The sequence below is a fragment of the Rhodococcus sp. JVH1 genome, from assembly GCF_000280725.2.
GTDB classification, from domain to species: Bacteria; Actinomycetota; Actinomycetes; order Mycobacteriales; family Mycobacteriaceae; genus Rhodococcus_F; species Rhodococcus_F jostii_A.
On the sequence record NZ_CP166289.1, the window covers coordinates 7,834,541 to 7,861,398 of the forward strand.

Annotated in this window: 1 protein-coding gene; it reads left to right on the plus strand. The window is 69.8% G+C overall.

Annotated features, from left to right (window positions below; genetic code table 11):
* Entirely contained in the window at positions 1-26,787 is a 26,787-nt protein-coding gene (locus JVH1_RS36755) for a non-ribosomal peptide synthase/polyketide synthase (protein ID WP_043777421.1), read from the plus strand.
* Positions 26,788-26,858 lie beyond the last annotated feature (71 nt).

Consider the following 26,858-nt stretch of genomic DNA (forward strand, 5'->3'; position numbering starts at 1 on the left):
ATGACGAGTGTGAATTCGCCGCAGCCGAATAACGGCGCCGAAGATGTGACCGTTCCCGAAGGGGCCTTCCCGCTCTCCTCGGTGCAACGCAGCATGTGGTTTGCCCAACAACTGAGCCCCACGGTTCCCAAGTTCATCGCCCAGTACATCGAGTTGCGGGGCGAGATCGACCTGGACCTGTTGAGCGATGCGGCGGTCCGGGCGGGTCAGGAGTTCCAGTCGCCGTTCCTGCGACTGCTGGACGTCGACGGGGAGCCTTACCAGGCGGTCGATTTCAGCATCGACCCGTCGATCGGCTTCCTCGACTTCCGGGGCGAGTCCGACCCGATGGGTGCCGCGCAGGTGTGGATCGACGAGGATTACGCGACACCGCTCCGGCTCACCCGGGACCGGCTCGTCGAGATGACCGTTCTCCAGGTCGGTGAGCAGCACTACTTGTGGTACACCAGAATTCACCACGTCGCGCTCGACGGGTACAGCGGTATGACCATGGTGAACCGGATCGCGGCGCTGTACACCGCGACGGTCGAGGGCACCGAACCGGAACCGAACCGTGCGCTGGATCTGCGCGACCTCTACGAGCTGGACCAGAAGTACCGGGCGTCGAGCCGATTCGAGAACGACCGGTTGTACTGGGCCGAACGCATTGTCGGCATCGAGCACGGATCGACGCTCGCCACCCACGACGCCCCCGCGGCGGCGAAGAGCCGGCTCGAGAGCGCGAAGATCTCCGACACCGCACTGGGCTTCCTCGGTGAATCGGATCAGCGGGTCGGCGCCACGTCGGCGGCCGTGCTGCTCGCCGGGTTCGCGTGCTATCTGTCCCGGATGACGGGCAAGCGGGACGTGCTCATCAACCTGCCGGTGTCGGCGCGCACCACGGCGCCGTTGCAGCGGTCCGGTGGCATGCTCGTCAACGTCGCCCCGCTGCGGATCACCGTCCGCCCGGAAGACACGGTGGCCGAGCTCGTGCAGCGAACGCAGCTCGAATTGATGGGTGCGCTGCGCCATCAGCGGTGCAGCCTCGAGGACATCCGCCGCGATGCCGGGCTCGCCGGCACCGCGGAGGGCCTCGCCGGCCCGATGGTGAACGTCATGCTGTTCCACCAGGCGTTCACGCTGGGGACGGTCACGGGCGAATACCACATCGTGACGTCGGGCCCGGTGGACGACCTGCTGGTCAACATCTATCAGAGCGGTGACGGGCAGACGCTCCTCGATTTCCGCGGCAACCCCAACCGGTACGGCTCGGAGGAGTTGCGCGCCCACCACCGCAGGTTCGTGGAGCTCGTCGAGGAGTTCGTCACTGCCGAGCCGCAGACGCGGACCGCCGACATTCACGCCGAGAGTGCCCGCCTCGGTGCGCGGTTCCTCGAGCGGGAGGCCCAGCTCGCGTTCTGGAAGCGGGAGTTGGCGGGCCTGCCGGAGGTGGCGGCACTGCCGCTGGACCGGCCGCGCCCGGCCGAGCGGGCGGGGGCCGGTGAGGTCGTCGGGTTCGCCGTCGACGCCGAGGTACAGCGCCGCGCGGCACTGCTTGCCGAGGAGGCGGGCACCGGGATCTTCACCGCGCTGCACGCCGCGCTGGCCGTTCTACTGGGCCGGCTGGGCGACACCGACGACGTCGTGATCGGAACGCCGATCGTCGGGCGGGAGGCGGCCGACTCCGACGACCCGGAAGCCGGAGCATTCTTCAACAAGACCGTCCTGCGGTCGCAGGTGGACACCGCATCGTCGTTCGTCGACCACCTGAGCCGGGTCCGGGACGCCGACCGGGCCGCCTTCACGCATGCGGCGCTGCCCTTCGACGACCTCGTCGCCGCCCTGGGAGCCGAATCCGATCCCTCGCACACACCGCTGTTCCAGGTGATGCTCGAGTTCACCGACGGTGGGCATCCGCACGACTCGTCGGGCAACGTGACAGTCAGCCCGATCCAGCGCGAACACCGGGCCCTGGGTCTGGATCTCGTGTTCTCCCTCACCGAATCGGAGTCGGGCGGCATCAACGGCCGGTTGCGGTTCGCGACGGACGTCTGGGACCGCGCCAGCGCGGAGGCCCTGGCCGCGCGCTTCGTCCGGATCCTGCAGACGGTGACGGCGGAACCCACCGCACCGATCGGGGACGTCGACCTCCTCGAGCAGGTCGAATACGCGGAACTCGCGCCGGTCCGCGACGAACCCTCGGTCGAGCCCCGCACGCTTCCCACGTTGCTCGCGCGCGCCGTGGAGGCGGGCGGCGACGGGGACGCTCTCGTCTATCAGGGACGCACCCTGACCTACCCCGAACTCGACGCGCAGTCGGACCGTCTCGCCCGCATGCTGATCGGGCACGGGGTGGGGCCGGGTTCGGTTGTGGCGCTGGCGATCGCGCGGTCGATCGAGTCGGTGCTGGCCACCTGGGCGGTCGCGAAGTCCGGGGCCGCGTTCGTCCCGGTCGACCCGAACTATCCGGCCGATCGCATCGAACACATGCTCACCGATTCCGGTGCGGTCGTCGGTCTCACCGTGGCGGCGCACCGGTCGTCGCTGCCGGAGACCACGCCGTGGCTCGTGATGGACGACGCGTCGTTCGGCCGGGACCTGGCGCAGCACGCAGCCGGCACGGTCGCCGATGCCGACCGCCTCCGGCCGCTGCGGACCGCGGACCCGGCCTACCTGATCTACACGTCCGGTTCCACCGGCACACCCAAGGGTGTCGTCGTCACCCACGTCGGCCTGGCCAATTTCGCCGAGGACGAGCGGCAGCGGTTCGCCGTCACCGCGGGATCCCGCACCCTGCACTTCTCGTCACCGAGTTTCGACGCGTCCATCCTGGAACTGCTTCTCGCGGTGGGTGCCGGCGCCACGATGGTGGTGGCGCCGTCGACGGTGTACGGCGGTACCGAACTCGCGGACCTGCTGAGTCGGGAACGGGTGACGCACGCGTTCGTGACCCCCGCCGCGCTGGCATCCGTCGATCCCACCGGCCTCGACCACATCCGGTGCGTCGTCACCGGTGGTGAGAGCTGTCCTCCTGCGCTGGTGGCGCAGTGGGCGCCGGGGCGGGTCATGTTCAACGCATACGGCCCGACCGAGGCCACCGTCGTCGCGAGCGTGGCCGGACCGTTGACGGTCGGCGAACCGGTGACGATCGGCCGTCCGTCCCGTGGTTGCGGTCTGCTGGTGCTCGATTCGCGGTTGCACCCCGTTCCGAGAGGGGTCCCCGGCGAGCTGTACATCACCGGCGACGGTGTGGCACGCGGGTACCACAATCGGTCGATCCCGACCGCCGAACGGTTCGTCGCCGACCCCCACGGGGCGCCCGGCGAGCGGATGTACCGCACCGGAGACCTGGCGCGGTGGAACGCTGCCGGACAGCTGGAATACCTGGGCCGCACCGACTTCCAGGTGAAGATCCGCGGGTTCCGCATCGAACTCGGCGAGATCGACGCCGTCGTCCGCTCGCACCCGAGTGTGGCGTTCGCGACCACGGTCGGACGGACCGCACCGTCTGGCGACACGGTGCTGGTGACGTACGTGCTCCCCGAGGACGGGACGGACATCGTCGTCGGCGACATCCTCGAGCACGCCGCGGCCGCGCTGCCCGCGCACATGGTGCCCGCCCGGGTGATGGTGCTCCGCGAGGTCCCGCTGACCCCGGCGGGCAAACTCGACCGGAAGGCGTTGCCGGAACCGCAGTTCGAGGCCACCTCCACCGTCTACCGGGCGCCGGTGACCCCGACCGAGATGCAGATCGCGGAGGTGTTCGCGGCGCTTCTGCGAGTCGAACGCATCGGCGTCGACGACAGCTTCTTCGACCTGGGCGGCGACTCCCTCGTCGCGACCCGCGTGGTGTCCCGGGTCAACGCGGCCCTCAGCACGGAGATCGGGGTGCTCGATCTGTTCGAGGCGCCCAGCGTCGCGTTGCTCAGTGCCCGCGTCGACGCTCTCGGGCCCCGCACCTCCGCCCGCCCCGTGCTCGCGCCGCGGGCCGGGTCCGGCCCGGTGCAGGTGTCGCTGGCGCAGCAGCGGATGTGGTTCATCAACCAGCTCGACACCGCCTCGCCCGCATACAACATTCCCGTCGGTATCCGGCTGCGCGGCACGCTCGACGTGGAGGCGCTGCGGACCGCGGTGAGTGACGTCCTCACCCGGCACGAGTCGCTGCGGACGGTGTTCCCGAACACCCCCAACGGTCCCATTCAGGTGGTTCTGCCGGTCGCGGAGGTGAGCCCGCACCTCGACGCGGTCGAGGTGGCCGAGAACGAGCTCGAATCCCGCCTGATCGCCGACGCCGCAACCGGTTTCGACGTCACCGTCGAACCGCCGATCCGGGCGGAGCTCTACCGCACCGCGACCGACGATCACGTGCTGGTGTTCGTGGTGCACCACATCGCCGCCGACGGCCTGTCGATGACACCGCTGACCCGGGACGTGATGGTGGCCTACCACGCCCGTGCCGCAGGCGACACGCCGCAGTGGGCACCGCTCGAGGTGCAGTACGCCGATTTCGCGGTGTGGCAGCGCGAGCTGCTCGGTTCCCCCGACGATCCGACGAGCCTCCTCGCACGCCAGCTGGCGTTCTGGGCCCGCACCCTCGACGGCGCCCCCGAGGTCATGGATCTGCCGACCGACCGGCCGCGCCCGGCCCGGCAGTCGATGATCGGCGCCACCGCCGACTTCTCGATCCCGGCGCGCATCCACGCCGCCCTGCTCGAGATCGCGGGCGCCAACGACGCCAGCCTGTTCATGGTGGTGCACGCCGCCCTCGCGGTCCTGCTGTCCCGGTCGAGCGGATCATCCGACGTGTCGATCGGATCCCCGGTCTCCGGTCGAGGGGAGCGCCAACTCGACGACGTCGTCGGCATGTTCGTCAACACCGTCGTCCTGCGCACCACCGTCGACCCCGATCGCAGCTTCCCCGAGATCCTCTCGCACACCCGCTCCGTGGATCTGGCGGCGTTCAGCAACACCGATCTGCCGTACGAGCGGCTCGTCGACGAACTGAAGCCGACCCGCTCCGAGGCACATTCACCGCTGTTCCAGGTGATGCTGGTGCTGCAGGGATTCGCGAACACGCGGCTCGAGCTGCCCGGGCTCGACGTGGAGGTCGAGGCGCTCGAGACCGGCGCCGCGAAGTTCGACCTGCAGGTCATCCTCACCGAGCACACCGAGGAATCCGGCGCCCCGGGTGCGCTCGACGTCCAATTCTCGTACGCGTCGGAATTGTTCGACCCGCCGACGATGACGGCGCTGGCCGAACGCTTCGTCACCCTGCTCGAGACCATCACCGCCGGTTCGGATGCGAAGGTCGGCGACATCGACCTGATCGGCGCGGACGAGACCCACCGGATGCTCGAGCAGTGGATCGACACCGATGTCGCCGTGCCGGACTCGGCGACCCTGGTCAGCCTGTTCGAGGCGCAGGTGGCCCGGACCCCGGACGCCGTGGCCGTCGTGTTCGCCGAAGAGGAACTGCTGTACGCGGAATTCGATGCCCGCGCCAACCGGCTGGCACGCGAACTCCTCGCCCGCGGCGTCGGACCCGAATCCCGGGTCGCCGTCGCCCTGCGCCGTTCACTCGAGCTGATGATCGCGATCTACGCGGTCGAGAAGACCGGGGCAGCGTACGTTCCGCTCGACCCCGACCACCCCGCCTCGCGAATCGCCTACGTGATCGAGAGTGCCGAGCCCGCATGCGTTCTCACCTCCTCCCGCGACCGGTGCGAGGGCGTCGACAGCGCGGCGGGTGCGGCGGTGATCGAGATCGACACCCTGAACCTGTCCCGGCGGCCGAGCACCCCGATCACCGCCGCCGAGCGGGGCGGTCCGATCCACCCCGATTCGACCGCCTACGTGATCTACACCTCCGGATCGACCGGCAGGCCCAAGGGGGTCGCCGTCAGCCACCGCGCGATCGTGAACCGGTTGCTGTGGATGCAGGACACGTACCGGATGGACCACACAGACGTCGTGCTGCAGAAGACGCCCGTCACGTTCGACGTGTCCGTGTGGGAACTGTTCTGGCCCCTCGAGGTCGGTGCTCGACTCGTCCTCGCCGCGCCGGACGGTCACCGCGACCCGACCTACCTGTCCCACATCATCGCCGACCACCAGGTCACCACCATGCACTTCGTGCCGTCGATGCTCGCGGTGTTCACGGCGGGCGCCGAACCGGAACTGTGCGGTTCGCTCCGCCAGGTGTTCTGCAGTGGTGAGGCGCTCCCGCCCGCCACCGCCGATGCGTTCCGGGAATTCGGGTCCGCGGCGCTGCACAACCTGTACGGCCCGACGGAAGCGGCGGTCGACGTCACCTACTGGGAGTGCACGGAAGGCGACCGGGCCTCGGTCCCGATCGGGGCACCCGTGTGGAACACGCAGGTGTACGTCCTCGACTCCCGGCTGCACCCCGTGCCGGTCGGGGTGCACGGCGAGCTGTACCTGGCCGGCATCCAGCTGGCCCGCGGCTACGTCGGCCGCAGCGATCTGACGTCCGACCGGTTCGTGGCGAACCCGTTCGGCGCGCCGGGACAGCGGATGTACCGCACCGGCGACGTCGTCCGCTGGCGTGCCGACGGCAGCATCGAGTACATCGGCCGCCGCGACTTCCAGGTCAAGCTCCGCGGTCAGCGCATCGAACTCGGCGAGGTCGAGGCGGCGGTGCTGGCACACCCGTCGGTGGCGCAGGCGGTCGTGACCGTGCACCGCAGCGAGGCCACCGGCGAAAGCCTCGTCGGCTACGTGATTCCCGTGGCCGGCGCCGACATCGACACCGCCGTCGTGCGCGACGCGGCGGCGGAGGCGCTGCCCGCCTACATGGTGCCGACCCGGATCATCGTGCTCGACCGGTTCCCGCTCGGCGCCACCGGCAAGCTGGACCGGGGTGCCCTGCCCGAGCCGGAGTTCCTCAGCCCGTCCGCCGAATTCGTCACTCCGCGGAACCCGATCGAGGAAATCCTCGCGTCGATCTTCGCGGATCTGCTCGACGCGCCCCGGATCGGTGTGTACGACAGCTTCTTCGACCTCGGCGGCAACTCACTGGTGGCCACCCGGCTGGTCGCGCGGGTGAACGCCGCGCTGGGCAGCCGGATCGGGGTCAGGGAGATCTTCGACGCCCCGACCGTCGCGACGCTGGCCACCCGGATCGAATCCGAGGCCGTGCAGGGCGCCGAACGGCCGCCGCTGGTGGCCGGGGCGCGCCCCGATCGACTGCCGGTCTCGCTGGCGCAGAAGCGCATGTGGTTCATCAACCAGTTCGACCTCGACTCCCCGGCCTACAACATCGCCCTCGCGGTGCGGTTGACGGGCGACCTCGACGAGGACGCGATGCAGGACGCCGTCGCCGACGTGATGGACCGGCACGAGTCGCTGCGCACCCGGTTCCCGATGGTGGAGGGCGAACCCGTCCAGGTGATCCTGCCGACCGAGGACGTGGTGCCCGACCTGTCGCCGATAGCGACGACGGAAGCGGAACTGCCCGAGCACATCTCGCGACTGGCGGGCGCCGGGTTCGACGTCACCGTGTCGGTGCCGGTGCGCGCCGCCCTGTTCCGTACCGATCCCGGCGAGCACGTGCTCGTGATCGTCGTCCACCACATCAGCGCCGACGGCTTCTCCATGGCCCCGCTCGCCCGGGACGTGATGACCGCCTACGCGGCCCGCACCGGGGGACAGGCACCGGACTGGACGCCGCTGCCGGTGCAGTACGCCGACTTCGCGCTCTGGCAGCACCGGGTGCTCGGCAACGCCGACGACCCCGACAGCCTGCTGGCCGCGCAGCTCGACTACTGGACGCACACGCTCGCCGGGCTTCCGGAACTCCTCGCGCTGCCGACGGACCACCCCCGGCCGACGCAGCAGTCGATGCGCGGCGGGATCCACTCGTTCAGCATCGACCCGCAGGTGCACAGCCGGTTGATCACGACTGCCCGCGAACACAATTCGAGTGTGTTCATGGCCGTGCACGCGGCGCTCGCCGTGCTGCTGGCCCGGCTGGGCGACACGGACGACGTGTCGGTGGGCACGCCCATCGCCGGTCGTGGCGACGCCGCCCTGGACGACATGGTCGGCATGTTCGTCAACACCCTGGTGCTGCGCACCCCGGTCGAGCCGGCCGGCACGTTCACCGACCTGCTGTCCACGGTCCGCGACACCGACCTGAACGCCTTCCACCACGCGGATCTGCCGTTCGAGCGGCTGGTCGACGCGATCTCACCCGAACGCGCGACGTCGCATTCGCCGCTGTTCCAGGTGGTGCTCGAGTTCCGCAACAACGAGCGCCCGCGGCTGGAGCTGCCCGGGTTGACCGTCACCGGCCTCGACCTGGCCACCGACATCTCCAACTTCGACCTGCAACTCACCCTCACCGAGGAATTCGGGGCGTCGGGGGAGCCGGCGGGGATCTCCGCGGCCTTCACGTACGCGTCGAGCCTGTTCGACGCGTCCACGATCGCCGGCTTCGCCGACTACCTGCAGCGGATCTTCGACGCGGTGACGTCCGAGCCGGGGATGGCCGTCGGTGACATCGACCTGATGGTGGCGTCCGAACGTGCGGCGCTCACCCCGGTGATGGACGGACCCGACGCCGAACCTCGGACCCTGCCCGAACTGCTCGCGGCCGCGGCCTCCGTGGACCCCAAGGCGGCCGCGCTGTCCTACGAGGGCCGTGAGGTGACGTACCGCGATCTCGACGAGCGGTCGAACCGGCTCGCCCGCTTGCTGATCGGGCGTGGCATCGGCCCGGAATCGGTGGTGGCGCTGGCGTTGGCGCGCTCGCCGGAGTCGGTGTTGTCGCTGTGGGCGGTCGCCAAGACCGGTGCCGCGTTCGTCCCGGTCGACCCGAACTACCCGACCGACCGGATCGTCCACATGCTCAGCGACTCCGGTGCGGCGCTCGCGCTCACCGTCGCCGAGTTCCGTCCCACGCTGCCGGACTGCACGTCCTACGTCGTGGTCGACGCACCCGGATTCGACGACGAGGTGAGCGCGCACTCCGCCGCGGTCGTCACCGACGCCGACCGGACACACCCGCTCGCGCTGGAGAATCCGGCCTACCTGATCTATACGTCCGGGTCCACCGGCACCCCGAAGGGTGTCGTCGTCACCCACCGCGGCCTGGCGAACTTCGCCACCGACGAACGCGTCCGCTTCGGGGTCACCCCGCGGTCGCGCACGCTGCACTTCTCGTCGCCGAGCTTCGACGCGTCGATCCTGGAACTGTTGCTCGCGGTCGGCTCCGGCGCGACCATGGTGATCGCTCCGGCGTCCGTCATCGGCGGCACCGAACTCGCCGACGTGCTCCGGGAAGGCCGGGTCACGCACGCGTTCATCACCCCGGCGGCCATGGCGTCCGTGGACCCCGTGGGTCTCGACCAGCTCGAGTGCGTCGCCACCGGTGGCGACGTGTGCCCGCCGGAGCTGGTGGCGCAGTGGGTGACCGGGGGCAGGCGGATGTTCAACGCCTACGGCCCCACCGAGGCGACGGTCGTGTCGAGCGTGACGGGACCGATGATTCCCGGTGAGGGCGTCACCATCGGCCGTCCGCCGATGGGAACCGGGGAGATGGTGCTCGATTCACGCCTGCACCCGGTGCCCAACGGGGTGACCGGCGAACTGTACGTCAGCGGTTCCGGTCTGGCCCGCGGCTACAAGGACCGGGCGGGAACGACGGCGGAGCGTTTCGTCGCCAACCCGTACGGGGGTCTCGGGGCCCGCATGTACCGGACCGGCGACCTGGCGCGCTGGAACGGTGCCGGCCAGCTCGAGTACCTGGGCCGCAGCGACTTCCAGGTGAAGATCCGCGGTTTCCGCATCGAACTCGGCGAGATCGAGACCGCCCTCACGCGTTACCCGGGGGTCGCCCGTTCGGTGGTGTCCGCGCACAGGGGCAGCACCGGAGCGAACCGGCTCGTCGGGTACCTCGTCCCCACGGCGGGCGCGGAACTCGACCCGGAGGCCGTCCTCGAATTCGTCGGCGGATTCCTCGCCCCGTACATGGTGCCGTCCGCGCTGATCGTCCTCGACGAGTTGCCACTCACCCCCGCAGGCAAGCTGGATCGCCGTGCGCTGCCCGAACCCGACTTCGGCGCCCGGGTGTCGACCGGCCGCGCGCCGGTGTCGGAGATGGAGGAGGTGCTCGCCGGACTGTTCGCCGAGGTCCTCGGTCTGGAATCGGCCGGTGTCGAGGACTCGTTCTTCGCCCTCGGCGGCGACAGCATCATGTCGATCCAGTTGGTGGCCCGCGCGAAGGCGGCGGGTGTGGTGCTGACCCCGCGGGACGTGTTCGAGGCCAAGACCGTTGCCGGTCTCGCCGCGGTGGCGTCGTGGGTGGGTGCCGCCGACGTCGTCGTCCTCGACGAACTGCCCGGTGGCGGAGTCGGCGACATGCCGACCACCCCGATCACGAAGTGGCTGCTCGAACGGGGCGGCGAGTTCAACCGCATGTCGCAGTCGGCGCTGCTGACCGCACCGCCGAACCTGCGCGAACTCGAACCCCTGAGCGCCACGTTCCAGGCCGTACTCGACCGGCACGACATGCTGCGCGCGCAGCTGATCGTCTCCGCCGAGGACTCGCACCTCGCCGTCCGCCCGGTCGGCGAGGTCGACGCCCAGGACCTGATCCGCCGGGTCCCCGTGTCCACCGCCCCGGGAACCCGGGCATTCGCGGCGACGGTGATCGCGGAACTCGACGCCGCGCTGGACCGGCTCGATCCCGCGGCCGGTGTCATGGTGCAGGTGGTGTGGTTCGATGCCGGGGAATCCGGCGGCCGCCTGCTCGTCGTCGCGCATCACCTCGTCGTCGACGGTGTGTCGTGGCGCATCCTCGTCCCCGACCTCGCGACCGCCTGGGCGCAGATCTCGGCAGGCCAGGAACCGGTTCTCGAACAGGTCGGCACGTCCATGCGCCGGTGGGCGCACGGACTGGTCGACGAGGCCGCGAGCCGGGCAGGCGAACTGGACCTGTGGCAGCGCATCCTCGACTGCGAGGACCCGCTCGTCGGCAGCCGCCCGCTCGACCCCGACATCGACGTCAACGCGACCGTCGGCCGCGTCACGGTGCAGCTGCCCGCCGAGGTCAGCGAGGCCGTCCTCACGGCCCTGCCGGAGGCCATCCACGGCAGCGTGAACGACGGACTGCTCACCGCGCTGGCGATGGCGGTCACCCAGTGGCGGCGCACCCGCGGCCACACCCTGCACGGCAGGTCCGTCGACGGGACCCTGGTGAGCCTCGAGGGTCACGGCCGTGAAGACCAGGTCGTGCCGGGCGCCGATCTGGGCCGCACCGTCGGCTGGTTCACGGCCATGTTCCCGGTGCGTCTCGACCTGTCGGGCATCGACCTCGACGATGCGTTCGACGGCGGCAAGGCCGCCGGCTCCGCGATCAAGGCGATCAAGGAACAACTCCTCGCGATCCCGGACCACGGCATGGGTTACGGCATGCTGCGGTACCTCAACGCCGACACCGCCCCGCTGCTCGCGGCCCGTTCGCTGCCGCAGATCAGTTTCAACTACCTGGGACGCTTCGCCGCCGACCTGTCCGAGGCGGCCACCCGCGCCGGCTGGACGCCGACCGGTGAAGTCGACATGGACCGTGCGCAGGACCTCGACACCCCGGTCACCTCGGCCATCGACGTCAACGCGGTCACCACCGAGGTGGAGGACCGGCCTCAGCTGCGCGCCACCTGGGCGTACGCGGCCGGTGTCCTGACCGTCGCCGAGGTCCGGGAACTCGCCGAACTGTGGGTCCGGGCGCTCACCGCGCTCACGACGTACGCGGCCCGCCCCGACGCCGGCGGCGTGACACCGTCCGACCTCGAACTGGTCAGCCTCGACCAGGACGCCATCGACCGCATCGAATCGCGCTTCCCGGCGCTGTCCGACATCTGGTCGCTGTCGCCGCTGCAGTCCGGACTGCTGTTCCACGCACTGCTGGCCGATCAGACGATCGACTCGTACACGGTGCAGGTGACTCTCGAACTGCGCGGTGCCGTGCCGTCCCGCATGCGGGTGGCCGGGCAGGCCCTGCTCGACCGACACGCGAACCTGCGCGCGTCGTTCGTCTACGACGAGGGCGGCACCCCGGTCCAGGCGATCCACGGGTCCGCGGAGCTGCCCTGGACGGAGATCGACCTGTCCGGGCTGGACGCGGAGAGCCGCGAGGCCGAGATCGGGCGACTCCTCGACGCCGACCGGCGTCGCGGGTTCGACATGGCCACCCCGCCGCTGTTGCGGTTCATGCTGATCCAGATCGGAGGGGACGAGCAGCGCCTGATCATCACAAACCACCACATCCTGCTCGACGGCTGGTCGATGCCGCTGCTGATCCGCGACCTCCTGACCCTGTACGCCACGGAGGGTGACGCCACGGCGCTGCCGCGGGTGCACCCGTACCGCGACTACCTCGCGTGGATGTCGCACCGCAGCACCGAGGACTCCCTCGGTGTGTGGCAGCGCGCCCTCGCCGGGGTGGAGGAGCCGACGCTGCTCGCGCCTGCCGACGCGTCGGTGCAGAGCGACACACAGTCCAGCGAACTGCTCGTCGAACTCGACGTCGACCGCACCGATCAGCTGAGTGTGCTCGCACGCGAGCACGGCCTGACCCTCAGCACCCTGATCCGCACCGCGTGGGGAATCGTGCTGGGCGGCTTGGTCGGCCGCTCCGATGTGGTCTTCGGTGGGACGGTGTCCGGTCGGCCTCCGCAGATCGCGGGGATCGAGTCGATGGTGGGCCTGTTCATCAACACCCTGCCGGTGCGCGTGGTTCTCGACCCGCGGGAAACGCTGGGGGAGTTGCTCGAACGCATCCAGGGCGAGCAAGCTGCGCTGCTCGACCACCACTACGTCGGATTGACGGACATCCAGTCGGTGGCCGGTCCCGGTGCCGGTTTCGACACGCTGACCGTGTTCGAGTCGTATCCCGTCGATCGGGAGGGGCTGACCGACCAGACCGACATCGCCGGCATGCACGTCCTCGACGTGCACGACAGCGCGAACGCCGCCCACTACCCGCTGGCGCTGATCGCCTCGGCGCACGAGAACCTGCAGCTGAAGCTCGAGTACGTCGAGGAGCTGTTCGACCGGGCCGACGTGGAGCGGATCGGCGACCGGATCGTCCGGGCGCTGATCGCGCTCGCCGAGCACCCCGGGATGAAACTGGCGCAGCTGCGGCTGCTCACCGACGTCGAGGAGGCCGAACTGGTTCCGGCCCGCGGCCTGCCCGGCCGCTCCGTGCGGACACTGCCGCAGATGTTCGCCGAGACGGCCGCCGCGGCGGGTGACGCGACCGCACTCGTGTTCGGGGACCGCCGGATGTCCTACCGGGAACTCGACGAACGGTCCAACCAGCTCGCGCGTCTGCTCATCGACCGCGGCGTCGGCCCGGAAGACATCGTGGCCCTGGGTATCTCACGGTCCATCGAATCGGTCCTGGCGGTCTGGTCGATCACCAAGACCGGCGCGGCGTTCGTTCCGGTCGATCCGACCTACCCGCGTGAGCGGGTCGAGCACATGGTCACGGATTCCGGGTGCACGTTCGGTCTCCGCCTGGAGGCCGACCACGGCCGGCTCCCCGACACGGTCAGGTGGCTGACCCTGGACGACACCGAGACCGCGACGGCCATCCGGGCCATGTCCACCGACACCGTCACCGACGACGACCGCGTCGCGCCCCTGCGGTTCGCACACCCGGCGTACGTCATCTACACGTCCGGCTCGACCGGCAAGCCGAAGGGCGTGGTGGTCAGCCACCGCGGTCTCGACAATTTCGCCGAGGAGCAGCGGACCCGCTATGCGACGGATTCCACGTCGCGGGCGTTGCACTTCTCCTCACCGAGCTTCGACGCCTCGGTCCTCGAATACCTGCTGTCGTTCGCCGTCGGCGCGACCATGGTGATCGTGCCGCCGTCCGTGTACGGCGGCGAGGAACTCGCGGAGTTGATCCGCACCGAGGGCGTCACCCACGGGTTCGTCACCCCCGCGGCCCTGGCCTCGGTGGACCCCGAGGGGCTCGAGGTGTTCCAGAACGTGGTCGCCGGCGGCGAGGCCGTCCCGCCGGAACTGGTGACCCGCTGGGCGCCGGGCCGCACCATGTACAACGGCTACGGTCCCACCGAGACCACCATCATGAGCAACCTCAGCGACCACCTGCAGGTGGGGGAGACGGTCACCATCGGTGCCCCCGTCCGCGGCGTCTCCGAGGTGATTCTCGACTCGCGGCTGCAACCGGTCTCCGTCGGCGTCGCCGGCGAGCTCTACATCTCCGGTGAGGGCCTGGCCCGCGGCTATCATGCACGCGCCGGGCTGACCAGCGAGCGGTTCGTCGCCAACCCCTACGGCCAGCCGGGCGACCGGATGTACCGCACCGGCGACCTCGCGCGGTGGCGGTCCGATCACACGGTCGAATACCTGGGCCGCACCGACTTCCAGGTGAAGATCCGCGGCTTCCGCATCGAGCTCGGCGACATCGACAGCGCACTCGCCGCGCACCCGTCCGTGGCGTTCGCCGTCACCCTCGGGCGCCCCGGTCCCGCCGGCGACACCGTGCTCGTGTCCTACGTGCTGCCGGAGGCCGAGTCGGCACTCGAACCGCCGGAACTGAAGGAGTGGACGGCGAACCTGCTGCCCGCACACATGGTGCCGTCGAGCATCATGATCCTGGACGAGATCCCGCTCACCCCCGTCGGCAAGCTCGATCGGGCGGCGCTGCCCGAACCGCAGTTCCTGCCCACGTCGGACGACTTCCGGCCGCCCTCGACGGTCCTCGAACACACGATCGCCGACGTCATCACCACGGTCCTGGGCATCGAACGAGTCGGCATCGACGACAACTTCTTCGACATCGGCGGAAACTCGCTGATCGCCACCCGTGTCGCCGCACGCCTGACCGCCGAACTGGACACCGACATCGGCGTCCGCACCCTGTTCGAGGCGCCGACGATCCATCAACTGGCCCGCCTCATCGAGTCGACGGCATTCGCACCCGCGCAGGACGGCGCCCACGTCCGGATCCCGCTCGGCCCGATGCCGCGGCCCGCGCACGTGCCGGTGTCCCTGGCGCAGAAGAGGATGTGGTTCCTCAACCAGTTCGACACGTCGTCGGCGGCCTACAACATCCCCCTTGCCGTGCGGCTGACCGGTCACCTGGACGTGGAGTCGCTGCGCGCGGCGGTGACGGACGTGTTCGTCCGCCACGAATCGTTGCGGACCGTGTTCCCGTCCCACGACGGCGAACCGACCCAGGTGGTCCTCTCACCGGGTCAGTGGACGCCGAACCTCGAGATCGTCGAGGTGTCCGAGGACGAACTGAGGGAGCACATCGCCGGTCTCGCGACGGCAGGCTTCGACGTGACGGCCGACGTGCCGATGCGGTCGGCGCTGTTCGCACTCGCCCCCGACGACCACGTGCTCGTCATCGTGGTGCACCACATCTGCGCCGACGGGTTCTCGCTCACCCCGCTCGCCCGGGACGTCATGACCGCGTACGCCGCCCGCATCGCGGGAAGCGCACCACAGTGGAACCCGCTGTCGGTGCAGTACGCCGACTACACCCTGTGGCAGCTCCAACTGCTGGGCGACGAGAGCGACGCCGAATCGCTGATCTCCCAGCAACTCCGGTACTGGACCGATCAGCTGGCCGACCTGCCCGAACTCCTGCAGTTGCCCACCGACCGGGCGCGGCCGGTCCAGCAGTCGTTCCGCGGTGCGCAGGTCGACTTCACGATTCCGGCGGACGTGCACCGGGCGCTGGCGGCGTTGGCGCGCAAGCACAACTCCACCATGTTCATGGCCGTCCACGCGGCCCTGTCGGTGCTGCTGTCCGCGCTCTCGTCCACCGAGGACATCGCGGTCGGCACACCCATCGCCGGCCGCGGTGACGCGGCGCTCGACGACATGGTCGGCATGTTCGTCAACACCCTGGTGCTGCGGAGCGCCGTCGACCCGGCGGCAGGTTTCGGCGCCCTGATGGATCAGGTCCGGTCCACCGACCTGGCCGCGTTCCACCATTCGGACCTGCCGTTCGAGCGGCTCGTCGACGTTCTCGCGCCGGAGCGCTCCACCGCGCACTCGCCGCTGTTCCAGGCGCTGCTCGAGTTCCGGAACAACGAGACACCGCGGCTCGAGCTCCCGGAACTGACCGCGGCCGCCGTCGATTTCGATCTCGAGGTCGCCAAGTTCGACCTGCAGCTCAGTGTCGAGGAAGGATTCGACGCGGACGGGGTGGCGTCGGGTATCGCCGCGTCGTTCATCTTTGCCACCGATCTGTTCGACGCCGGCACCGTCCGGACGTTCGCCGACCGGTTCCTGCGCATCCTCGGCGCCGTCACCTCCGACCCGCTGGCCCCGGTCGGGGACATCGTGATCACCGATGCCGCCGAGCGGTCGGCGATGGCGACCGAATGGAACACCGCCGGATTCGACGCGGGCACCGACACCCTCGCGGACCGGTTCGCGCAGAGCGTGGCCCGGTTCCCCGACGCCACGGCCGTGACGTCGGAGGACGTGGCACTGACGTACGCGGAGCTCGACGCCCGGTCGAACCGGCTGGCCCGCCTGCTCATCGCCCAGGGAGTGGGGCCGGAAACGCTGGTGGCCGTGGCACTTCCACGCACCTGCGATCTGATCATCGCCCTGCTGGCGGTGATCAAAACCGGCGGCGGCTACCTGCCCGTCGACATCACCTACCCGGCGGACCGGCTGGCGTTCGTGTTCGAGGACGCCGCACCGAACTGTGTCATCACCACCACGGGAGACGTCTCCGCCCTGCCGGATTCGGAGACCCCGGCGATCCTGCTCGACGACCCCGAGACCACCGCCGACCTCGCGCAGCAGTCGCCGGCGACGATCGCCGACGCCGACCGGGTGACGCCGCTCGACTCCTCGTCGGTGGCGTACGTCATCTACACCTCCGGGTCGACGGGCCGTCCCAAGGGCGTGGTCGTCTCGCACCGCAACGTGCTGACACTGTTCGCGAACACGCAGCCGCTCTACGGGTTCGACGAGAACGACGTGTGGACGATGTTCCACTCGTACGCGTTCGACTTCTCCGTGTGGGAGCTGTGGGGTCCGCTGCTCTACGGCGGCCGACTCGTCGTCGTCGACTACTACACGGCGCGGTCGCCGGAAATGTTCCACGAACTCCTGCGGAACGAGCAGGTCACCGTCCTCAACCAGACCCCGACCGCGTTCTATCAGCTCGCCGAGACCGACCGAATCGTCTCGGAGATCGACGTGAACGCGGCGGCGCTCGCGCTGCGGTACGTGATCTTCGGTGGTGAGGCTCTCGACCTCGGACAGCTCGGCCGCTGGTACTCGCGGCACGACGACTCCGCCCCGACGCTGGTGAACATGTACGGCATCACCGAGACGACGGTCCACGTCAGCTACCTCGCGCTCGACCGCGAATTCGCCGAGTCCGCGTCGGCCAGTGTGATCGGCCGCGGAATCGCCGGGCTGCACGTCCACGTCCTCGACCGGCGCCTGCACCCGGTTCCCCCGGGCACCATCGGGGAAATGTACGTCTCCGGTGACCAGGTGACCCGCGGCTACCTCGGCCGGGCCGGGCTCAGTTCGACCCGGTTCGTGGCCGACCCGCTCCGTCCCGGGGCCCGGATGTACCGCACGGGCGACCTGGCGCGCTGGAACACCGACGGCCAGCTCGAGTACCTGGGCCGCAGCGACTTCCAGGTCAAGATCCGCGGTTTCCGCATCGAACTCGGCGAGATCGAATCCGCGCTGCTCCGGTACCGCGGCATCGCCCAGGCCGTCGTCCTCACCCGCGACGACGGGCACGGCGGTCACCGGCTGATCGGCTACGTGGTTCCGGAATCCGGCGCAACCGTCGAGGTGTCGTCGGCGCTCGAATTCGTGGGTACCCAGCTCACCTCGTACATGGTGCCCGCCACCCTCGTGGTGCTGGACGCGCTGCCGTTGACGAGCAACGGCAAACTCGACCGCCGCGCGCTGCCGGAACCCGACTTCGGGGCCCGGGTGTCGGCGGGCCGCGCCCCGGCCACGGAGATGGAAACCGTCCTCGCCGGTCTGTTCGCCGAGGTGCTCGGTCTGGAATCGGTGGGTGTGGACGACTCGTTCTTCGCGCTCGGCGGCGACAGCATCATGTCGATCCAGTTGGTGGCCCGGGCGAAGGCCGCCGGTGTGGTGCTCACCCCGCGGGACGTGTTCGAGGCCAAAACCGTTGCCGCGCTGGCCGAGGCCGCCTCCTGGGCGGGTACCGCCGACGTCGTCGTCCTCGACGAACTGCCGGGCGGCGGGATCGGCGAGATGCCGGTCACCCCGATCACCGCGTGGCTGCTCGAACGCGGCGGCGACTTCCGCCGCTACACCCAGACCGCGCTGCTCTCCCTGCCCGCCGCGGCCGACGAGACGTTGCTGAAGCGCACGATCGCGGCCGTCGTGGATCACCACGACATGCTGCGGGCCCGTCTCCTCGGCGCCGAGCCGCAGTGGCGGATCGAGGTGCAGGCCGTGGGCGCGGTCGACGTCGACGACGTGCTGCACCGCGTCGAGGTCGCGTCGGTGGTCGGTTCCGGGTTCGCGGAGGTCGCGACCCGTGAACTCGACGCCGCGGCAGGACGACTGGACCCCGAGGCCGGGGTCATGCTGCAGATGGTGTGGTTCGACGCGGGCGATCAGGGCGGGCGGCTGCTGGTCGTGGCCCACCACCTGGTGGTCGACGGTGTGTCGTGGCGGATCCTCGTCCCCGACCTGGCGACCGCGTGGGCGCAGGTCTCCGCGGGTCAGGAACCGACCCTCGAACCGGTCGGCACGTCGATGCGGCGCTGGTCGCACGGCCTCGTCGAGGCGACGCGCGAACGCGCCGGCGAGATCGAACTGTGGCGGCGGGTGCTCGAGGCCGACGACCCGCTCATCGGATCGCGTCCGCTCGACGCGGCGATCGACGTGGCCGGGACCGTCGAGAAGGTCACCGTGGAGGTGCCCGCCGACGTCACGGACGCCCTGCTCACCCGTGTCCCCGAGGCGTTCCACGGCGGCGTCAACGACGGGCTGCTCACCGCGCTGGCGCTGGCGCTGGCCCAGTGGCGGCGCACCCACGGCGACTTCACGCGCGAATCGCTGGTCAGTCTCGAAGGCCACGGCCGCGAGGACCAGGTGCTGCCGGGCGCCGATCTGGGCCGCACCGTCGGCTGGTTCACGGCGATGTTCCCGGTGCGCCTGGACCTGTCGGGGATCGACCTCGACGACGCGTTCGCCGGTGGCAAGGCCGCCGGGTCCGCGGTCAAGGCGATCAAGGAACAGCTGCTGGCCATTCCGGACCACGGCATCGGCTACGGCATGCTCCGCTACCTGGACCCGGAGAGCGCGGATCAGCTGCGGGCGCTGGCGAAGCCGCAGGTCACGTTCAACTACCTGGGCCGGCTGGGCGGCGCGACGTCCACCGACATCCACGGTCACGCCTGGGTTCCGGTGACGGACACGAAGCTCGACGACATCCCCGCCTCCGACATCCCGGTGGCGTCGGCGCTCGACATCAATGCCGTCACCGGCACCGGGGCCGACGGCAACCGGCTGCGGGCCACCTGGGCGTTCCCGACCGGGGTCCTCACCCCGTCCGAGGTCCGCGCACTCGCCGACCTGTGGGTGCAGGCGCTGACCGCGCTGACCACCCACGTCGCGCGGCCCGACGCCGGCGGTGTGACCCCGTCCGATCTGGACCTGGTCACCCTCGACCAGGACGCGATCGACCGGCTCGAGGCCCGGTTCCCGGCGCTGTCGGACATCTGGTCGCTGTCACCGCTGCAGTCCGGGCTGCTGTTCCACGCCCAGTTCTCGGACGCCTCGGTCGACCCGTACCTGGTGCAGCTGGCGCTGAAACTGCGCGGCAACATCGACCCGGACCGGATCCGCCGGGCCGGGCAGGCCCTGCTGGACCGGCACCCCAACCTGCGGGCCGCGTTCGTCCACGACAGCGCGGGCGCCTCCGCGCAAATCATCCAGCAGCACGTGGAACTGCCGTGGTCGGAGTTCGACCTCTCGGCACTCGACCCGGACGAGACCACCCGCGAATACGACCGGATCGTGGCACGGGACCGGTCGGTGAAGTTCGACATGGCGAACGCGCCGCTGCTGCGGCTTGCCCTCGTCCGGCTCACCGAGGAGGACTACCGGCTGATCCTGACCAACCACCACATCCTGCTCGACGGCTGGTCGACTCCGCTGGTCATTCGCGACCTGCTGACGCTGTACGCGTTGGACGCCGACGGCAGCCTGCTGCCCCGGGTCCACTCCTACCGCGACTACCTGTCGTGGATGAAGCGGCACGACACCACGGACTCCCTCGACGCCTGGCGCACCGCGCTCGACGGTGTCGAGGAGCCGACCCTCCTCGCGCCGCTGGAGCGGGGTGAAGCGCACTCCGCCGTGGCGGAGGAAACCGCCTTCACGCTGTCGGAGGAGCAGACCACCCGGTTGCGGGACCTGAGCCGGGAACGCGGGCTCACCCTCAACACCGTCGTCCAGACGGCGTGGGGAATCGTGCTGGGCGGCTTGGTCGGCCGCTCCGACGTGGTGTTCGGTGGGACGGTTTCGGGCCGGCCGCCGCAGATCGCGGGCATCGAATCGATGGTGGGTCTGTTCATCAACACCCTGCCGGTGCGGGTGACCCTCGACCCGTGGGAGTCGCTGGGCGAGCTGCTCGAACGTGTGCAGAGCGAACAGGCCGCACTGCTCGATCACCACTACGTGGGTCTGACCGACATCCAGTCGGCGGTCGGCGGCGGCGGCGCCTTCGACACGCTGACCGTGTTCGAGTCGTACCCGGTGGACGAGGCGGGGCTGACGGAACAGACCGACATCGCCGGGATGTTCGTCACCGGCATCGACGGCAAGGACTCCGCGCACTACCCGCTCGCCGTCGTCGCCTCCGGGGACGCGCGGCTGAACTTCAAGTTCGAGTACCTCCCCGAGGTCTTCGAGGAAAGTGCGGTCGACGAGATCGCGGACCGGCTGCAGCGGGTGCTCGACGCCCTCGCGGACCGGCCCGAGATTCCGCTCGCCCACATGCAACTGCTCACCGAGGCCGAACTCGCCGAGTTCGCGCCGGTGCGCGGCCGCCCCGGGTTCTCCGTCCGGACGCTGCCGCAGATCTTCGAGGACGCGGCCGCCCTGGATCCGAACCGCACGGCGCTGACGTTCGAAGGCCGCAACGTCTCCTACCGGGAACTCAACGAACGCTCCAACCAGCTCGCCCGGGTGCTCATCTCCCGCGGCGCCGGCCCGGAGACGTTCGTGGCGCTCGGCATTCCCCGATCGATCGAGTCGGTCCTCGCCGTGTGGGCAGTGGCCAAGACGGGCGCCGCATTCGTCCCCGTCGACCCGAACTACCCGATGGACCGCATCGAGCACATGCTCACCGATTCGGGTGCCACCATCGGACTGACCATGGCCGCGTACGAGAAGGCGCTGCCCGACTCGGTGCCGTGGCTGCAGCTCGACTCGCCCAAGTTCGAGAAGGCCTGCCAGTCGAAACCGGCTCTGCCGGTGGCCGATTCGGATCGACGGTCGCCGATAAGCCTCGACAACGCCGCCTACATCGTCTACACCTCCGGTTCGACGGGGAAGCCGAAGGGCGTCGTGGTCACCCACGAGGGCCTCGACAACTTCGCCGAGGACCAGCGGCAGCGTTTCGCCGCGGCGCAGACGTCCCGGACCCTGCACTTCTCGACGCCCAGCTTCGACGGGTCGGTGTTCGAGTACCTGCAGGCCTTCGGGGTCGGTGCCACGATGGTGATCGCACCGCCGACGGTGTACGGCGGAGCGGAACTGGCCGAACTGATCAGGTCCGAACACGTCACCCACGCGTTCGTCACCACCGCGGCGCTGTCCACGGTCGACCCGACGGGGCTCGACGAATTCCAGCACGTCGTGTTCGGCGGCGAGGCGTGCCCGCCGGAACTGGTGACCCGCTGGGCGCCCGGCCGGCAACTGTCCAACGCGTACGGCCCCACCGAGACCACGGTGATGGCCAACATCAGCGACCCGATGACGGTGGGCGACCCCATCACCCTCGGCGGCCCGATCCGCGGCGTCGGTGAGCTCGTGCTGGATTCACGTCTCCAGCCGGTGCCCGTCGGAGTTCCCGGCGAGCTGTACATCACCGGTGCCGGGCTCGCCCGCGGCTACCACCGGCGCCCGGAACTGAGCAGCCAGCGGTTCGTCGCCAACCCGTTCGGGGAGGCGGGGGAGCGGATGTACCGCACCGGCGACATCGTCCGGTGGCGCGCCGACCACACCGTCGAGTACGTGGGCCGCAGCGACTTCCAGGTGAAGATCCGCGGTTTCCGCATCGAACTCGGCGAGATCGACAACGAGATCGCCACGTTCCCCGGGGTCAGCTTCGCCGCGACCCTCGGTGTTCCCGGCCCGTCCGGTGACACGGTGCTGGTGACCTACCTGCTGCCCAACACGGCCGGCGGCGTCGATCCGGCCGAACTGACCGCGCACCTGTCGACCCGGCTCCCCGCGCACATGGTGCCGACGAGCGTCATGTTCCTGGACGAGATCCCGTTGACCCCGGTGGGCAAACTGGACCGGTCGGCGCTGCCCGCACCCGAGTTCCACGTCACCACCACCGAGTTCCAGCCGCCGACCAACGATCTCGAACGCAAGATCGTGGACATCTTCGCCGATGTCCTCGGTATCGAACGGATCGGCATCGACGACAACTTCTTCGATCTCGGTGGAAACTCGCTGGTCGCCACCCGGGTCACGGCGCGGTTGCGGGACGCCCTCGACACCGACATCGGTGTGCGCGCCCTGTTCGAGGCGCCCGACGTCCGGTCGCTGGCCGCACGCGTCGCCGACAGTGTGAGCGGCGGTGCCCGCCCGGCCCTCGCGCCGGTCGAACGGCCCGACCGGATTCCGCTGTCGCTGGCGCAGAAGCGGATGTGGTTCCTCAACCAGTTCGACACGTCCTCACCGGCCTACAACATTCCGTTGGCCGTCCGGCTGACCGGAACCCTGGACGAGGACGCCCTGCGGCTGGCGATGGCCGACGTCCTCGAACGGCACGAGACGCTGCGCACCGTCTTCCCGACGGTCGACAACGAACCGACCCAGCGGATCCTGCCCGCCGCCGATGCGCAACCGGGCGTCGACACCGTCTCGGTGGCGGCGGAGGACTTGCCGCGGCACATCATGGACCTGGTGTCCCGCGGGTTCGACGTCAGCACCGACGTGCCGGTCCGGGCGGCCCTGTTCCGGATCGCGCCCGACCATCACGTGCTGACGATCGTGGTGCACCACATCAGCGCGGACGGATTCTCCCTCGCGCCGCTCGCCCGCGACGTCATGGTGGCGTACACGTCACGGCTCGGCGGCGACGGCCCGCAGTGGGATCCGCTGCACGTCCAGTACGCCGACTACACGCTGTGGCAGCATGCCGGACTCGGCTCGGAGAACGATCCCGAATCGATGATCAACCAGCAGTTGCGGTTCTGGTCCGAGACCCTGGCCGGGGTGCCGGACGTCATCCAGCTGCCGACCGACCGGCCGCGCCCGATCCAGCAGACGTTCGAGGGTGATCGGGTCGAGTTCGCGATCGACGCCGACCTCCATCAGCGGCTCACGGCACTGGCCCGGGCCAACAACGCCACCATGTTCATGGCCGTCCACGCCGCGCTGGCGGTGCTGCTGTCGAGGCTCGGCAGCACCGACGACGTCGTCATCGGCACCCCCGTCGCCGGGCGCGGTGAAGCCGCCCTCGACGACATGGTCGGCATGTTCGTCAACACCCTGGTCCTGCGGAACCGGATCGACCCGGCGTCGACGTTCACCGAACTGGTGCAGCGGATCCGGGAAACGGATCTGGCCGCGTTCCAGCACTCGGATCTGCCGTTCGAGCGCCTCGTCGAGGAGCTCAACCCGACCCGGTCCACGTCGTACTCGCCCCTGTTCCAGGTGGCCCTCGAGTTCCAGAACAACGAGAACCCGACGCTGGAACTGCCGGATCTGCGGGTCGAGAACGTGGACCTCGAAACCAAGGTGGTGAAAGAAGACCTCGAGGTGATCCTGGCCGAGCAGTTCGACCAGGACGGCGCGCCTGCGGGTGTCGCCGGCGGTCTCGACTTCGCCGTCTCCCTGTTCGACCGCGGGACCGCACGCTCGATCGCGGACCGGTTCGTCCGGATCCTCGCGGCTGTCACCGCCGATCCGGACCGGCCGATCGGCACCCTCCCGCTGCTCGACGAGGCGGAGATCGAGGAGATGGTCCCGGCGCGCGGCAAGCCCGACGTGCGCCCCGAGGTGTGGCCCGACCTGCTGACGGCCGCCGCGGCACTCGACCCCGATTCGGTGGCGTTGTCCTTCGAGGACCGGCAGGTCACCTACCGCGAACTCGACGAATGGTCCAACCGGCTGGCGCGGGTGCTGTGCGCCCAGGGAGTCGGGCCGGAGACGTTCGTGGCCATCGGAATGCCGCGATCGATCGAGGAAGTCGTGTCGATCTGGTCGGTCGCGAAGTCGGGTGCGGCGTTCGTGCCCGTCGACCCGACCTACCCGCGGGACCGCATCGACTACATGCTGACCGACTGCCGGGCGTCCGTCGGCCTGACCGTCGCCGGCCGTCGCGACAACCTGCCGGACACCGTGCCGTGGCTGGTGCTCGACGACGAGTCCTTCGCCGAGCAGGTCGCGGCCGTCTCCTCGTCGCCGGTCACCGACGCCGACCGCACGCGCCCGCTCCATCTGGCCCACCCGGCGTACCTGATCTACACGTCGGGATCGACCGGTAAACCGAAGGGTGTCATCGTCACTCACCGCGGCATGGCCAATCTCACCGCGGAGGAACACGAACGGTTCCAGGTCACGCACGAGTCCCGGGTCTCGCATCTGGCGTCCCCGAGCTTCGACGCGTCGATCTTCGAGCTGATGATGGCGTTCGGTGCGTCGGCCCGGGTCGTGATCGTGCCGCCCACCGTCTTCGGTGGCACGGAGCTGGCGGACCTGTTCCGGCGCAACGCGGTGACGCACGCGTTCATCACGCCCACCGCGCTGTCGTCCATCGAGGACGTGGGACTCGAATCGCTCCGCGTCCTCGCGGTGGCCGGTGAGGCCTGCCCGCCGGAGCTGGTGGAGATCTGGGGTAAGCACCGCAACATGCACAACGGGTACGGGCCCACGGAGACGACCATCCAGGCGAGCGTCAGTGCTCCGATGCGTCCGGGTGGGGTCGTGAACATCGGCGCCCCCGCGCTGGGATTCGGTTCGCTGGTCCTCGACGAGCGCCTGCAGCCGGTCCCGGTCGGTGTGCCCGGCGAGCTGTACATCACCGGACCCGGACTGGCACGTGGGTACCACAACCGGTCGGCGCTGACGTCGGAACGGTTCGTCGCCTGCCCGTTCGGCGAGCCCGGTCGCCGGATGTACCGCACCGGCGACGTGGTGCGCTGGCGCGGCGACCACACCATCGAGTACATCGGCCGCACCGACTTCCAGGTGAAGGTCCGCGGCTTCCGGATCGAACTCGGTGAGATCGACGCCGTCCTCGCCCGCCACCCCGCGGTCGCGTTCGCCGCCACCATCGGTCACACCGGACCGTCCGGCGACACGCTCCTCGCGTCGTACGTGCGGGCGGCGGAGGGACACGATCTCGAGCCGGCGGAGTTGCGTACCCACGCGGCCGACCGCCTGCCCGCGCACATGGTCCCGTCCGCGGTGGTCGTCCTCGATCAGATCCCGATGACCCCGGTCGGCAAACTCGACCGCAAGGCGCTGCCCGCGCCCGAGTTCGGCACCACCGGCGCGGCCTTCCGGGCCCCGACGACGGCGACCGAGCGGATCATCGTCGAGGCCTTCGCCGAGGTGCTGGGCGTGGACCGCGTCGGCACCGCCGACAGTTTCTTCGACCTCGGCGGCAACTCGATCGTCGCCACCCGGGTGATCACGGTGCTGCAGGAACGCCTCGGACGGCAGATTCCGTTGCAGTCCATGTTCCTGGACCCGACCCCCGCGGGCCTGGCGCTGCGGGTCGACACGGAGAACGCGGCCGGGTCGCCGGTGGACGAGGCGCTCGGCGTGGTCATCCCATTGCGGCCGACGGGGGACAAGCCGCCCCTGTTCTGCATCCATCCCGGGATCGGCCTGTCGTGGGGTTACGCGGGTCTCCTGCAGCACCTATCGCAGGACCGGCCGGCGTTCGGCCTGCAGTTGCCGATCATCAGCGGTGGCCCGAGCTTCGAGTCGATCGAGCAGCTGGCGCACCAGTACGTGCTGGAGATGCGAAAGGTCCAGGCGCACGGGCCCTACCACCTGCTGGGCTGGTCGCTCGGCGGCGTCATCGCCCACGCGATGGCCGTCGAACTGCGGCGGGAAGGGGAGGCGGTCGACACGCTGGCCGTCATGGACAGCTACGTGACCGACGGGACCGACCAGGGCCCGGAGAGCCTCACCGTGCCCGAGTTGCTCCACGGGCTCGGACTGGACCTCGAGTCCGTCTCCGGGGAGGAACTCACCTACGAGCGGGCAGTCGAGTTGCTGGACGACGCGTTCGGGCAGAAGACGGGACTGACCCCGCAGCACCTGGAGCGGATCAGCGCCGGATTCACCAACTCGTCGCGGATCATGAACAACTTCCGCCCGCAGGTGTTCGACGGGGATCTGCTGTTCTTCACCGCCGCCGGATCGGCGTCGACGGACCAGCATTCACCGGAGGAGTGGCGGAGTTCCGTCACCGGCGGCATCCGGGAAGTGAAGATCGAGTGCGAGCACAATCAGATGATCGAACCCGAGGTCCTGGCCGTGGTGGGGCCCGTCCTCGAGGACTATCTGAGTGCGCATTGACCCGTTTTCGTTGCGGCGGGCCCGCCATGCATTGCAGTGGCGTAACGGGCGGGCCCGAATACCGATATCTC